General features: G+C 60.1%; 14 protein-coding genes. 6 read left to right on the top strand and 8 right to left on the bottom strand.

Going from position 1 to position 12,662, the window contains the following annotated elements:
• Positions 1-44: 44 nt before the first annotated feature.
• The 8 genes from ACVCMJ_RS10630 to ACVCMJ_RS10595 form a co-directional block, all read right to left on the bottom strand.
• Positions 45-557: a TRAP transporter small permease gene (locus ACVCMJ_RS10630; RefSeq protein WP_447081385.1), complete on the bottom strand. Its 513-nt coding sequence runs from the start codon at positions 555-557 to the stop codon at positions 45-47.
• Complete coding sequence (locus ACVCMJ_RS10625; RefSeq protein ID WP_447081384.1) at positions 554-1,567, bottom strand: TRAP transporter substrate-binding protein; 1,014 nt, start codon at positions 1,565-1,567, stop codon at positions 554-556. Before ACVCMJ_RS10625 ends, ACVCMJ_RS10630 begins: the two co-directional genes overlap by 4 nt.
• A gap of 63 nt (positions 1,568-1,630) precedes the next feature.
• The gene (locus tag ACVCMJ_RS10620) at positions 1,631-2,839 is read right to left on the bottom strand and encodes an alpha/beta hydrolase family protein (protein WP_447081383.1); all 1,209 of its coding nucleotides are present in this window, start codon (positions 2,837-2,839) and stop codon (positions 1,631-1,633) included.
• A 33-nt stretch (positions 2,840-2,872) separates the two neighbouring features.
• On the bottom strand, positions 2,873-3,664 hold the full coding sequence (locus ACVCMJ_RS10615; protein WP_447081382.1) for an SDR family NAD(P)-dependent oxidoreductase: 792 nt from the start codon (positions 3,662-3,664) through the stop codon (positions 2,873-2,875).
• Between the two features lie 13 nt (positions 3,665-3,677).
• Positions 3,678-4,775 (bottom strand): mandelate racemase/muconate lactonizing enzyme family protein, encoded by a 1,098-nt coding sequence (locus tag ACVCMJ_RS10610; RefSeq protein WP_447081381.1) that lies wholly within the window; start codon positions 4,773-4,775, stop codon positions 3,678-3,680.
• 112 nt (positions 4,776-4,887) lie between these two features.
• A complete protein-coding gene (locus tag ACVCMJ_RS10605; RefSeq protein WP_447081380.1) occupies positions 4,888-5,979 on the bottom strand; it encodes a carbon-nitrogen hydrolase family protein in 1,092 nt (363 codons plus the stop codon).
• 32 nt (positions 5,980-6,011) lie between these two features.
• Complete coding sequence (locus tag ACVCMJ_RS10600) at positions 6,012-6,680, bottom strand: cysteine hydrolase family protein (RefSeq protein WP_447081379.1); 669 nt, start codon at positions 6,678-6,680, stop codon at positions 6,012-6,014.
• Between the two features lie 126 nt (positions 6,681-6,806).
• On the bottom strand, positions 6,807-6,968 hold the full coding sequence (locus tag ACVCMJ_RS10595) for a hypothetical protein (RefSeq protein ID WP_447081378.1): 162 nt from the start codon (positions 6,966-6,968) through the stop codon (positions 6,807-6,809).
• 402 nt (positions 6,969-7,370) lie between these two features.
• Between ACVCMJ_RS10595 and ACVCMJ_RS10590 the strand changes: the two genes are divergently transcribed.
• From ACVCMJ_RS10590 to ACVCMJ_RS10565, 6 genes are all read left to right on the top strand, one after another.
• On the top strand, positions 7,371-7,835 hold the full coding sequence (locus tag ACVCMJ_RS10590) for a RidA family protein (protein WP_447081377.1): 465 nt from the start codon (positions 7,371-7,373) through the stop codon (positions 7,833-7,835).
• 18 nt (positions 7,836-7,853) lie between these two features.
• On the top strand, positions 7,854-9,377 hold the full coding sequence (locus ACVCMJ_RS10585) for a sugar ABC transporter ATP-binding protein (protein WP_447081376.1): 1,524 nt from the start codon (positions 7,854-7,856) through the stop codon (positions 9,375-9,377).
• Between the two features lie 26 nt (positions 9,378-9,403).
• The gene (locus ACVCMJ_RS10580; protein ID WP_447081375.1) at positions 9,404-10,420 is read left to right on the top strand and encodes an ABC transporter permease; all 1,017 of its coding nucleotides are present in this window, start codon (positions 9,404-9,406) and stop codon (positions 10,418-10,420) included.
• Between the two features lie 46 nt (positions 10,421-10,466).
• Complete coding sequence (locus tag ACVCMJ_RS10575) at positions 10,467-11,444, top strand: sugar ABC transporter substrate-binding protein (protein WP_447081374.1); 978 nt, start codon at positions 10,467-10,469, stop codon at positions 11,442-11,444.
• A 14-nt stretch (positions 11,445-11,458) separates the two neighbouring features.
• A complete protein-coding gene (locus ACVCMJ_RS10570) occupies positions 11,459-11,611 on the top strand; it encodes a hypothetical protein (RefSeq protein WP_447081373.1) in 153 nt (50 codons plus the stop codon).
• Positions 11,612-11,689: 78 nt separating this feature from the next.
• Positions 11,690-12,631, top strand: coding sequence for a DUF1989 domain-containing protein (locus ACVCMJ_RS10565; protein WP_447081372.1), 942 nt, complete (start codon positions 11,690-11,692; stop codon positions 12,629-12,631).
• Positions 12,632-12,662: the final 31 nt, after the last annotated feature.

Here is a 12,662-nt window from a genome sequence, read left to right as displayed (position 1 = left end):
GTGGGAGTGCGCTTCGCGCATGGGAATCCTTGGAGAAGGGCGATTCAGATTTCCACCTCGACGACCGGTAATCGTGAATCGTCCTTGCGCAGCATGGCGGCGAGCAGTTCCGCGTAGTTGATGAACATCAGGATCATGCCGATGCCGACCGGGAGATAGAGGTAGCCGGTCGAGATGTTCAGCGTCGTTTCCACCTGTCCCGTCGTGAAGATGAATTCCGTGAGCTGTATGCCGAGGAACGCCATGTAGACGGACGTTCCCATGCCAACGACCGCTGTGATCATCACCACGGCACGCATCAGACGCGGACCTGCTGCGCGAAGCAGCAGATCCACCGACACGTGGCCGTGATTGGGCACGATGAAGGCAGCGCCGATGAACGTCAGCCATACCATCAGGTATGTGCCCACGGCTTCCGCCCCGATGTAGGAATAGCCCAGGAAGTTGCGGGCGACGATGTTCAGGAACAGAACGAACGTCATGACGAGCAGCAGCGCGCCCGAGAACGCGCGGCTGACCGCATTCATCCGATGGATGGTTCGCAGCAGGACGTTCATTTTTCGACCTGAGCGATCACTGCATCGAACTTATCCAGATAAGGCTTGCCCTCCTGGTGCGTGAGGTTCACATAGAACGCCCGCGTGGGTTGTACGGCCTTGGCGAGAACCTGTTTCTGGTCGGGCGACATCTTGACGACCTTCATGCCCGCTTTCTCGAAAGCTTTCATCGCCACGCCGATGTCTTCATAGGTCTTGTCGAAGGAGACCTTGGACCCGGCATCGACCGCTGCCTGCACCTCCGTCTGGCAGCTCTTGGGCAGTTTGTCCCACCACTTCTTGGAGACCATGAATACCTGGTCCAGGGTGCCATGGTCGGTCAAGGTCATGTACTTCTGGACTTCGTAGAATTTCATCGCGTAGATGAGGGTGATCGGGTTGTCCTGGGCCTGTATGGTGCCGTTCTGCAGGGCGGAGTATGTCTCGCCGAAGTTCATCGAGACGTTCTGCAGCCCGAGCAGGCGATTCTGTTCGACCAGGACCTGGGAAGGCATGACCCGCGCGGTGAGGCCCTTGTAGTCCGCGGGCACCTCCATGGGTTTGGGTCCGGTCCATTCCTTGTAGCCCGTGTGCCAGACGCCCAGCGAGACGATGCCCTTGCTGCTGGTCGTCGCCAGCAGGTCCTTCATGGCCTGACTGTGGTGCACTTTCAGGAGCTTGTGCGGATCGTCGGGAAGGTAGTAGGGGAGATCCAGCAGACCGAGAAGCGGCTGGAATCCCACCAGGAACGACGCCGGCAGCAGCGTTGCCTCGACGGAACCCAACTGCAGGAGTTGAATCATGTCGTTGCTGCCGCCCAGTTGGGAGGACGGATAGACCTGGACCTTGAGGCCGCAGGAATTATGGCCGTTGAGCAGATCGGCCACTTTATGGGCGCCGACGTCGCGCGACTCGCCGGGCGCAGCCGAGTGTGCCAGCTTCATGGTGAAGCCCGCCGCACTGGCGGATGACAGCCAGGCCATGCTGACGGCCAGACACAAGGTTTTCAGACCAGCCATTTTCAGATTCATGTCTCTCTCCTTGGGATATGGGTACATGGGCCTCTTGGTGGGCTTTCTTGGTAAACCAGGGTGCTAGCGGCGTCGCTGCGCCAGTTTGAAACGGTCCGCGAGCCAGTCGCCCACTGCGTCCTGACCCAGGGTCGGGTTGTCGTGCTGGCAGTGTTCCGCGCCCGTTTCCTCTTCCTGCACGAGGCGCAGCGTCACATCGACTCCCGCCCCGCGTGCCGCGTCATAGGTGTGTCGCGCCTGGCGCACACCCAAGACATCGAATCCTCCGTGAACGATCAGATAGGGGCAGCGGATGCGCCCCACGATCCCTTCAAGCGTAAAGGCCTTGCCCATTTCGAGGGCCTCCCGCATGGATCCGGCGCCAAAGACCCATTTGATATGTCCGGCCAGCCCGTGCGTCTCGTCGGCGTCTCCCCAGATCTCGTTGACGGCCCAGACGGCTCCGTGCGAGACAGCGGCCGCCAACCGCGGTTCGAATGCCGCCGCGCGGGCGATGTAGTAGCCGCCCAGGCTGGAGCCGCTAGCGGCGATGCGGCTGGCGTCCACGTCGTCGCGCGTTTCCAGATAATCGATGCAGGCGGCTACCGGCACTTCGTAATCGAATCGGGTATGGATGCCCAGCTTGCGCAAGGTGGCCCCTTGCCCCGGTCCGTCCACCAGCAGACATGAGATCCCGCGTTCCAGTGCTCCCCGTCCGACCATGAAGTAGAGCTCTTCCTTGAAGGAATCCAGGCCGCCGAATGCAATCAGGACGGGCTGGCGCGCATCCACCGATTTCGCGGCCGGACTGCGCACGAAATAGGCGGCCAGCGTTTGTCCGTCCAGGTAAGGGACTTCGACATGCTCGATGGGCGGATCGAAACAGGCGCCAGCCGCCTGAAAGCTTTCCTCGCACTTGAGAAAGGTGGCGAGCCGGCGCTCGTCGTGGGCGCCCAGCCAGAACTCCGCCGACCGGAACTGATTGCAGGCCTTGAGCCAGTAGTGCTTGGCCGTGATGAGATGCCCGGCGGCCTCGGCCTCATACCCGCGTTGCAGGTTGGCGTGCGCGATGACGTTCCATTCCTTGTGCCAGCTCTCTTTGTCGCCGGGCTTCATGCGGCTCGCCGCGAGAAACGACTCGCTGACGCTGCCGCCGCCCTCCTGGGTCTCGCCCAGGGCGCGCCTGAACTGGTAAGAGAGCCACGGATGCTCGGGCCAGTGCTGCCAGCCGTAAGGCTCGTAGTGCGGCAGCGCGTTGGCTGCCTTTTCATCGATTAATTTCTTCTCCTGCATGTCAGCTGCTCCTCCTGAACGTAGGCCGATCGATTAGGCGCCTGCCCCTCCATCGATACTGATCGTGGTGCCCGTGATGAAGGCGCCCGCTTCCGAGGCGAGCAGCAGCGCGGCTCCCACCACGTCCTCCGGGTCCGCAATGCGCTTGATGGCTTGCATCGCCAGTACCCTGGCGACGTCCGACTCGTCGGCGAGCTGCGCGGCGGAGAATTCCGTCCGCGTCAGAATGGGTGCCAACGCGTTGACCGTGATGCCGTATTCGCCGAGCTCCACCGCAAAGGCGCGGGTCATCATGATTTCCGTGGCCTTCGTGATGGCGTATTCGCCCATTCCGCGGCGCGCCTTCTGGCCCGTGGAGGAGGCGACGTTGATGATTCTTCCCCATTTCCTGGCTTTCATGAGGCGCGCGGCGGCCAGGGTGAGCTCGTAGTAGGACAGGACGTTGACCTCCAGCAGCTCCGGCAATAAAGCTCGCTCGCGATCCAGCATGTCTCCGCGTAACGGCTTGGCTCCGGCGCTGTTGACCAGGATGTCCAGCCCGCCGAGTTCGCTCACCGTGTCGGCGATCAGTCGGGAGCGGTCAGCCGACTTGCTCACGTCGGCCGCCAGGGCCATAGCCTTTGCGCCTCGCCGTTCGAGTGCGGCGACCGCGTCTCGCAGAGGCTCGGGAGAGCGGCCCACCACGGCGACGCGGGCGCCTACGTCGGCGAAGCCTTCGGCAATGGCGCGGCCTATGCCTCGCGACCCGCCGACGACGAGGGCTACGCGGCCGCTGAGATCAAAACGGCGGGAAAGGTCGGCGTATCGATGGGCTTGTTCGGCCATGTCCATCCCCCGGTCAGGAAACCGTGAATTCGGCCAAGGCCTTTTCGGATAGCTCGAAGCCAAACCCCGGCTTGTCCGAGAGCTGGATCTTGCCGTCGGCCATTGCGATGGGTTCCTGCATCACGGGTTGCCACCATGGTTGATATTCCTGCCAGACCACGTTCGGGCAAGCGGCCGCCATGTGTGACGAATGCTCCATGAACAGGTGCGGGGTGACCATCGCGTGGCGCGCCTCGCAGGCATGAGCCACCTTCATCCACTCGGTCACTCCGGCCATGCGCATCATGTCCGGCATGAAGTAATCGGCGGCGCGATGGTTCACGAATTCGAGGATTTCGTCCTTCAGGTAGAACGATTCGCCCGTGCACAGCGGCATGGAAATCCCCTCGGTCGCACGGACGTAGTCCTGCAGCTGGTTGTAGGGCATGGGCTCTTCGAGCCAGAACACGTCGAACTCTTCGAGCTTGCGGCCCATGCGCAGCGTCTGCTTCAGGTTCCAAGCCTGGTTCACGTCAATCATCAGCTTGCAGTCCGGTCCGATCGCTTCGCGCACGCTGCGCACCCGCGCAACGTCTTCGTCCTCGTCGGGCTTCCCGGCGCGCATCTTGACGGCCTTGAAGCCTTGCTCCACATAGCTCGCGGCTTCCCGGGCAAGCGCATCCGGCGAACGGTCCAGCCACAGGCCCTGGCTGGCGTAGGCCTCCACCGCGTGGCGAAAGCCCCCCAGCACCTGATAGACCGGCAGGTTGGCAGCCTTGCCCTTGATGTCCCAGCAGGCCGTATCGATGGCCGACATGGCGGCGGCGGCCACGCCGCGCTGGCCGATGAATCCCACCGCCTTCGATAGCTTGGACCACAGCGCTTCGGTGTCGAGCGCATCGTGGCCGATGGCGATTTCCCCGAGGTCCTGCATCATGCGCACCAGGCTGGCGACGCGCCCGCGTCCGAAGGCGAAGCTCCACGCCGCGCCCTGGAGGCCACCTTCTGTGGTGATCTGCATCATGGCAGTGTCGATCGCGGGAATGGGGAATGCAGCCGTGATCAGCGGGCTTTCCAGCGGTATCGACAGGAAATGTACCTTGACCGCCTTGATCGTTGTGGTGCGAGCCATGCAATGTTCTCCTGGTCCTGACGAGTGGCCGATTGCGAGCGGGAACGCCGCCTCTCAGTCACCTGACGATGTGCCGAATTCGTTCCTGTATCTGTGCAGCGAGTCTGTTTTCCTACGAGTTGCCGTGGTGAAGCGTGTGTTGCGGTTGGGGAGCCCCGTCTGCCTGGTCGGCGGCTCGTGCGATGTCGGACCCACCCGGATGCGGCCGATTCCAGGGCTCGCTGGGCGATGCGCTCTGCCAGGGCGCCTGGAACAGGTTGTGAGGCGTGGGGTGTACCACCAGGCCGAGCAGATCGGCGCGGTTGTAATGGCCCGCAAAGTCATGGATGGAGCGCTTGCTGACCGCGACGTCGAGGTCCAGCTCCGCCACCAGGATAGTTTCCTCCGCGCCGGCCTGACCAGCGACCAGATCGCCGCCGGGCGCAATGATGCAACTGCCGCCCAGATTGGCCGCATCGTGCAGCCAGGCGCGATCCGCCTCGCTGCATGCGATCTGGTCGATCATGGATTCGGTGACGGTCCCGGCCGCATTCAATACGTAGCAGCCGCCCTGGTAGGCAATCGCCCGCGACGCCGTCAGAATGACGTCGCGCATGCGGGGCTGTGTGGGTGAAAAGTGGTTGGGCCAGAGCGCCGCATGCACGGCGGCGTATTGCGCCACGATGCTGAAGACCAGTAGCGGATTCGAGTTCTCGGCGCACAGCAGGCTGCCGATGGATCCAAAGCGCGTCCTGGGGAGCTGCAGCCCCTCGCTGCCCCCGCCCGTGTGGACCAGGCGTTCGCCCACGGTCGGGCTGATCTTGCGGTGGTTGGCTGCAATCGTTCCCTGGGGGGTGATGTGCAAGGCACTGTTCCACATGGTGCCCGTCGTGTTCGCCAGCTTTTCGCAGACGCCGATGACCACCCAGACGCCCGCGCGTTTGGCGGCTGCGCAGAGCCGGTCGGTTTCCGGGCCGCCCACGACTACCGCATTGCGAAAGAGTTCGGCGGCCATTTCCAGGCCCCTTGCACTGGTGGCCGAATGAAAATGAAACCACAGCGGATGTGCCGGAATGTAGCCCTCCGGAAAGACCGCGATCTCCGCGCCCATGGCGCCCGCCTGGGCAATGAGGGCTTCGGCTTTCTCGACGGCCCCGTCCCGGTTCAGGAAGCAGCCCGAGGATTGCACAACTGCCGCTTTGATCTTCCCTAAGGTGTCCGCCATGGCGGTCTCCCAGATTTTTCAGGCTGGAGGGTTCAAGCTCCCGAGCGTGCTTCACGGCGAGGGGCCAGGCCCGCGAAAACCTCGCTCTCGACCTGGGCTGCCATCATGGTCCAGCCAAAGGCCGTGCGGATGACGGAGAGACCTGCCGCATGGAGCTCGGGGCCGTCCATCGTATCGACGCAGTCCTCTACCACCACCGGCGCGAAATCGCGCACGTTGGCCCGGACCGTCGTGGCGAGCACGCAGCTATTGGTGTTGATGCCGGTGAAAAAGAGTACGTTGGCGCCTCTCGATCGCAGGACGAACTCGAGATCCGTGGCTTCAAAGCAGTCGTAGCGTCGCTTGGTGTCGAGGATCAGGTCGTAGTCCGGATCCAGGATGTCAGGCATGATCTCGCAACCTGGACCGCCCCTCAGTTGATGGCGTTCCACATGTTTGCGGGTTGCCTTCGGATCATCCGCGCGGGTGCGCCAGAAGGGATTGCTGCGTATTTCGCTGACGTCCGTGTACTGCGTGAGCATATGGATCACGGGGACGCCCGCCGCGCGTGCCGCTGCGAGAAAGGAAGCGTTGTTGCGGATGGTGCGGGCTTCGGTTCCCGGCGCGACGGGCATGGTGGCCACATGCGGATCCAGGTGCCCGCGGTGCATGTCGATCGTGACGACGGCAGGCCGTATGACGTCCACTCCGAATCGTTCCATTGAAGTGCCTCTTTCATCCGATGCGTGGTTTCCGCCACCGTAGAGCGACCCTGTGTGGGTGTCAACATCATTTTGGGTGAATTCTCATTTAATGAGATAATTACGTACAAACCCCGACCGCTCGTTTCAGTTCAGACTTTTGGCCATAGGCAGCGCTGGCATCGAGACTTTATCCAAATAAGACAATGGATTATCTGCATTCCCAAGCAATATGACTGCCGGCGCATGCGCCGGCGGCTCGAATCCCATGATGCCCGGAAGCGCGTCGATATGCAGGCTCAGCGTCATCAGATAATCACATATTGAGAACATGCATCAGCCTCCGGAGCGGGAACCGGCGCGGCCATGCACCGGGACCGGTTCAGCCTCGAAGCGATGCCGACGGGCGTGGACATTGTTCTCAATAACTGACACGACGAACCGTGAACCGCCCGAAAGAGAGGCATTGACATTGAGGTTTCATCCCGTTGCCCATGATTTCACAACATGGAATGGTAGATATATCTGTATGAAACCAGATGGATAGAAAAGATTTGTCAACTTCCGTACGCGCCCCGTCACTATTTTTGAAAATGCGAGGGTTTACACCTAATTATCTCAACTAGTGATTTATTGGGATCTGTCCGATTGACGCGTTTTGCACCGGGATGTAGCGTAGGTGTGATCTGACTCATTCACACGGGGCATGCCATGATCAGGTCAAGCAAGAATGAGGATGTAGCGCAACCTTTGGCTGGCTATGCGCCCTTTCGGCGCGCCGGCGATATGGTGTTTTTTGCGGGGATATTGGCGGCCGATGTCCGGGCTGGCCACATAATCACTGGCTACCGCGATCTGCCCGAGCACGCGCGGGCTGAGGCGGGGGAAACGGGAGAACTGTCCAGCGACGAGAAGGAGGGACCGATCGCCGCCCAGTCCTGGTATGTGCTGGATGCGCTTCGCCGCACGGTGGCTAGTGCGGGGGGCACCCTCGACGATGTCGTGAATCTCACCCAGTATTTTACGGATCTCCGGGACTACCCAATATATGCGCGCATTCGGGCGAAGTTTTTCGCCAAAGCACCGGCGAGTACGTGTGTACGGGTCCTCGAGTTGCTGCCCACGACCCAAACACGCCTTGAAGTGCAAGCAGTGGCCTACATTCCACAACGCTAGGCCCTGGAGCCCGGCATCATGCCATCGATTCTCGAAGCGTCCGAAATCACCAAGTCGTTTCCCGGTGTGAAGGCGCTGAATGGCGTGTCCCTGGCTCTCGAGTCGGGGCAGGTACACGCGCTGGTCGGCGAGAATGGTGCGGGAAAGTCCACATTGATCGCGATATTGGCGGGGGTGAATCAGCCTGACAGCGGGTCGCTCAAATTGCGCGGTGAGCAAGTTTCATTCGCGTCTCCCGTTTCAGCGCGTCGCAGTGGCATTGCGGCCATTTATCAAGAACTGACTATTGTTCCGTGGATAAGCGTCGCCGAGAACATCGTGCTCGGTAACGAGCCCGTCAAGTGGAAATGTGGTCAGATCGTTTCCCGCGATGTGGCTGATGAAACCGCCAGGAATGCGTTGGCGCGCCTGGATGCGGGAGACATCGACATCCACATGCAGGCGTCCAGGCTCTCGCCTGGGCAGAAGCAGCTTGTCGAAATCGCGCGCATCCTGGCTTTGGATGCTCGGGTGATTGTCATGGATGAACCCACTTCGTCGCTTCCGAGGCGGGAAGCGGAGCGTCTGCTGAATATTATTGTTCAGCTCAAGGAAAGTGGGAAAGCAATCTTGTTTGTTTCTCATCGGCTCGATGAGGTGGCGGAAATCGCGGATACCGTCACGGTACTTCGGGGCGGCCGCAGGGTCCTGACGGCGCCGATCGGGCAACTCGACCGCCATAAGCTGATTGGTGCAATGATCGGTCATGAGATCAGCGAGCTGTATCCCCCGCATGTCGAGCTTCAGAAGACGCCACTGCTGCGGGTGGATGGACTAACCAGAAGAGACCGGTTCGCCAATATTTCTTTCGAGTTGCGGCGCGGCGAGATACTGGGCTTTTACGGCCTGATCGGCGCCGGACGGACAGAGGTCATGCGAGCGGTCGCGGGGGCGGATCCGATCGACACGGGAGCGATCAGCCTGGACGGCAGGAGGCTGGCCCCAGGGTCCGTGGCGGCCATGATTGCATCGGGGATCGTCTATCTGCCAGAGGATCGCAAAGATCAGGGACTTGCCCTCCATATGTCCGTGCAGGAAAACATCATTCTTTCAATCCTGGGCCGCCTGTCGTCTTACGGTGTCATCAGGAGTCGGCGGGTCAGCGCGCTAACCGCTGAGTTGGTAAAGAAGGTCAGGGTGACGGGTGCGCTAGATCGGGCGGTTGTCAATCTCTCAGGGGGGAATCAACAAAAGGTCATTGTTGCACGTGGTTTGGCGTCGGGTGCCGACGTTCTGATCTTCGATGAGCCCACGCGAGGCATCGACGTTGGTGCAAAGTATGAAATCTACTGCCTTATCCAGGAACTGGCTCGCGAGGGCGCAGGGGTGATATTGGTTTCGTCTGAATTGCCTGAGATCATCAATGTGGCGGATCGCGCGATCGTCATGTCGAACGGATACATATACGGTGAGTTCGATCGCGCGGAATTCGACGAGCGAGCCATGCTTACGGCTGCGTTCGAGGGCTTGCGTACAGGCAAGGACGAGGTCGCGGTCTTATAAATCAAACGCAGGGAATTCATTGATCCATGAACAATATCAGACCAACGAAGGCCCCGGTGAACGAACATAATCAACAACAACGCGCCGTTGCGGGTCCATTGGGGCGCCTCGATCTGCGCCAGATCGGGCTGCCGATTGTAGTGATCATCATGGGCCTGATTTTCAGTTTCTCGTCGAGCAATTTCATGACGGCGTCGAACCTGCGAAATGTCGGTTTGCAGGCCGCTGCACTCGCCTGCGTTTCGTTTGGGCAGACCTTCGTTATCTTGACTGCCGGCCTTGACCTCTCGGTAGGTTCCACCGTGGCTTTGGTCAGCGTCGCGTCGGCGCTCGGGTTCACCCAGTATGGCTGGATGGCAGGTGTGATATTCGGTTTTTTGGCCGGATTCTTGGTGGGCCTGATCAACGGACTTGTCGTAACCAGGATGCGCGTTGCTCCGTTCATTGCAACTTTGGCCATGCTGTCGATTGCTTCCGGCGCCGCGCTGAACCTCAGTGGTGGGACGCCGATCAGCGGGCTACCGGATAGCTTCACCGCACTGGCCTATGCCACTGTCCTCGGGGTGCCTGCCCCGGTCATTGTTGCAGTTGCTCTGCTGGCCATCGGGTATTTTGTGCTCCAAAAGTCAAAATTTGGCCGGCATATCTACGCGGTCGGTGGAAACCGCGAGGCAGCCCATCTTTGTGGCATCAGCGTCGCCAGGACCGAGTTCATGGCGTATGTAGTCTGTGCGTTGTTCACTGCGCTGGGCGGTTTCATTCTGACGGCTCGGGTGGCAACGGGACAACCGTCTTTGGGGGAATCCCTCGCTCTCATGTCGGTTGCGGCAGTCGTCCTTGGGGGCATATCACTGTTTGGAGGTAGAGGAAATATTCTGGGGGTTGCTGTTGGCGTCGTCTTTGTGAGTGTTTTGGCCAATGGGCTGAATTTGCTGGGCGTTTCTTCCTATACACAGCTTATGGTGATCGGGGTTGCCATGATTCTGGCCATCGCCGGAGATCAATATATGAGCCGTGACCTTAGAGCCAGGGGCGGTGCGTAGTTTCAACGTTGATGTCTGTGTTCCATGAAATGGCGAGGAGGTAATTATGAGCACTGGACGAAGGTCTCGATTTATTCTTTCCGCGGTGGTGGCGGGTGCTGTCGGCTTGACCGCGGTGATGCCAGCGGGAGCCGCAACCAGCCACGGCACGATCGGTGTATCTGTGCCGACCGTGGAAGGTCCATTCTTTACGTCAATGCTGTACGGGATCCTGAAACAGGCGAAGGAGGAGGGTTACGCTGTGAAGATCCTTTCGGCTAATGGGTATGGCAATGTTGCGACACAGGTCAGCCAGATCGAAAATCTGATCTCGGGAAAGGTCGACATCATGTTGGTTGACCCGGCCGATCCGAATGTGACCAAGCGACCCATACAGGAAGCTGTCAAGAGCGGGATCATCGTTCTGGGGGCGGGCGATCCGGCACCGGGCGCACTGGGGTCCGTCTCCGCTTCGCATTGCACGGTCGGACAGGACTTGGCCGTCGGTGCGAAAAAGCTTCTGCCTGATGGGGGAACCGTCGGAGTGCTCGCGGGGCCTGCCGGAGCGCATTGGTCCACTGAACGTCTCAGATGTTTCAAAGAAGACCTCAAAGGCACCAAGATCAAGATTGTCGCCGAGCGCACGTCGGAGCCCGCGGTTGCCGAAGGGCTGTCGATTGCCTCGGATTTCCTGCAGCGGTTTCCTGATTTGGACATGCTGTATGGCGCGGACGACACGGTCGGAGATGGAGCTGCCAAGGCGGTTGAGGCCGCGAATCGATGCGGAAAGACCAAGGTGCTGACGGCCGTGCTCGGTGAGCAGGCCGAAGAGCTGACGCGCAAGGGCTGCATCAACTATGACGTGGCGCTGCAGCCGGTGCTGATGGGAGTCGATGCCGTCAAACTCGGCATCGCGATTCGCAATGGCAAGAAGCCGGCCGTGACTGAGATCTCTATCCCTAATCTGCCGGTTACCCCGGAGAACATCGATAGCGTGAACAAGGAATACACCCGGTCGCCAAAAGGATGGAGACCGCCTCTCTAACAGGAGCGAGCATCATGAGCGACGAAAAGGTTACTGTCAGACTCAATCAGCAGCAGATCGAGTTGCTGGACAACACGTCGAAGCGCCATTTCGAGGGAAGGAGCAGGGAGGAAATTCTGCTGACGGCTCTACGTGATTATTGTGCGAAGCACGGGATTGGCAGTTGAGCAGACCGGCGCGGCCCGCAAACTCGCCCATCTGAAGTGGTGCGGTCGCGCAGATTGCTGATGGACTGGGAGTGAATCATGACTAGGGACTTGTTGTGGGAAACGGTGCTCAACCCAGGGACGGGGAAAGCGGTAGAGGTGCTCACGGGCCAGGTTCTGCGAATCGAACAGGTGGAAGAAGGCGGGCAGTGCGCGGATTTCAATTGCTTCAATCTGCATGACTACAAGGAGCATTTCCACACTGCTCGGACGCGGCATGTTCATGGCATGACCCCCACGACGGGGGCTTTCCTATGGTCTGCGTCCCCACGTGATCGGCCAATGGCCGTGATCGTGACAGACAGTGTGGGCAGCAATGACATTATGTACGGCCGCTGCTCCGCATGGATCTACGACTATCAGTATGGGCTGCCAGTGCACGCCAATTGTCACGACATGCAGGCGGAGGCCCAGCGCGAGTACGGTTTGACGCCGGACGACGTACACGATTCCTTCAACTTCTTCATGAACACCGGGATCGACAGCCATGGCCACCCTTTCATTGGCCCGAACCTGGCCAGAAAGGGGGACTACGTGGAAGTAATGGCGCTGATTGACACGCTGATGATTGCCAACGTGTGCGGCGCTGACGTGATGTACACGAACAACTTCCAATACAAGCCGCTTCGTATTGCGATCTATCAGGGAACCGAGGCCGAATTGGCCGAGCAGCAGGGTCGCGCCGAGATGAAGAAGCTTTCAACGCAGCGTACGGTCGATCAGTTCATCAATAAGCAGATCAAAGCCACTCGCGAACTGAGTCGGGATACGTCCTATGTGCCCCAGTTTCTGAATACGCCACTCGTGCTGGAGGACGTACCGGTTTCCGTCCCGGAGGGCGATCTCGAGCTTCTGGATCGCCTCGTGCATACCGGCGAGTTTGGCAAGGATCGATCCGAAGCGTTGCGCTGGGTATTTCACCTGTGGTGGATTGAGAATTACATGCAGGGGGCAAAGCATTTGAACGAGTCTGCCTCGTGAATACCCTGCTCTTGCGTGGGGGTGGGGTCCT

It is taken from the genome of Castellaniella sp. UC4447_H14 (assembly GCF_052978285.1).
The sequence above is the reverse complement of the archived record's forward strand: the minus strand, read 5'-3'. Positions and strand labels throughout refer to the sequence as shown.

Coding starts and splice junctions, on each gene's coding strand:
- ACVCMJ_RS10565 (WP_447081372.1), top strand. CDS start 11,690: ATGACTAGGGACTTGTTGTGGGAAACGGTGCTCAACCCAGGGACGGGG.
- ACVCMJ_RS10620 (WP_447081383.1), bottom strand. CDS start 2,839: ATGCAGGAGAAGAAATTAATCGATGAAAAGGCAGCCAACGCGCTGCCG.
- ACVCMJ_RS10590 (WP_447081377.1), top strand. CDS start 7,371: ATGATCAGGTCAAGCAAGAATGAGGATGTAGCGCAACCTTTGGCTGGC.
- ACVCMJ_RS10575 (WP_447081374.1), top strand. CDS start 10,467: ATGAGCACTGGACGAAGGTCTCGATTTATTCTTTCCGCGGTGGTGGCG.
- ACVCMJ_RS10625 (WP_447081384.1), bottom strand. CDS start 1,567: ATGAATCTGAAAATGGCTGGTCTGAAAACCTTGTGTCTGGCCGTCAGC.
- ACVCMJ_RS10595 (WP_447081378.1), bottom strand. CDS start 6,968: ATGACGCTGAGCCTGCATATCGACGCGCTTCCGGGCATCATGGGATTC.
- ACVCMJ_RS10605 (WP_447081380.1), bottom strand. CDS start 5,979: ATGGCGGACACCTTAGGGAAGATCAAAGCGGCAGTTGTGCAATCCTCG.
- ACVCMJ_RS10585 (WP_447081376.1), top strand. CDS start 7,854: ATGCCATCGATTCTCGAAGCGTCCGAAATCACCAAGTCGTTTCCCGGT.
- ACVCMJ_RS10630 (WP_447081385.1), bottom strand. CDS start 557: ATGAACGTCCTGCTGCGAACCATCCATCGGATGAATGCGGTCAGCCGC.
- ACVCMJ_RS10610 (WP_447081381.1), bottom strand. CDS start 4,775: ATGGCTCGCACCACAACGATCAAGGCGGTCAAGGTACATTTCCTGTCG.
- ACVCMJ_RS10570 (WP_447081373.1), top strand. CDS start 11,459: ATGAGCGACGAAAAGGTTACTGTCAGACTCAATCAGCAGCAGATCGAG.
- ACVCMJ_RS10615 (WP_447081382.1), bottom strand. CDS start 3,664: ATGGCCGAACAAGCCCATCGATACGCCGACCTTTCCCGCCGTTTTGAT.
- ACVCMJ_RS10580 (WP_447081375.1), top strand. CDS start 9,404: ATGAACAATATCAGACCAACGAAGGCCCCGGTGAACGAACATAATCAA.
- ACVCMJ_RS10600 (WP_447081379.1), bottom strand. CDS start 6,680: ATGGAACGATTCGGAGTGGACGTCATACGGCCTGCCGTCGTCACGATC.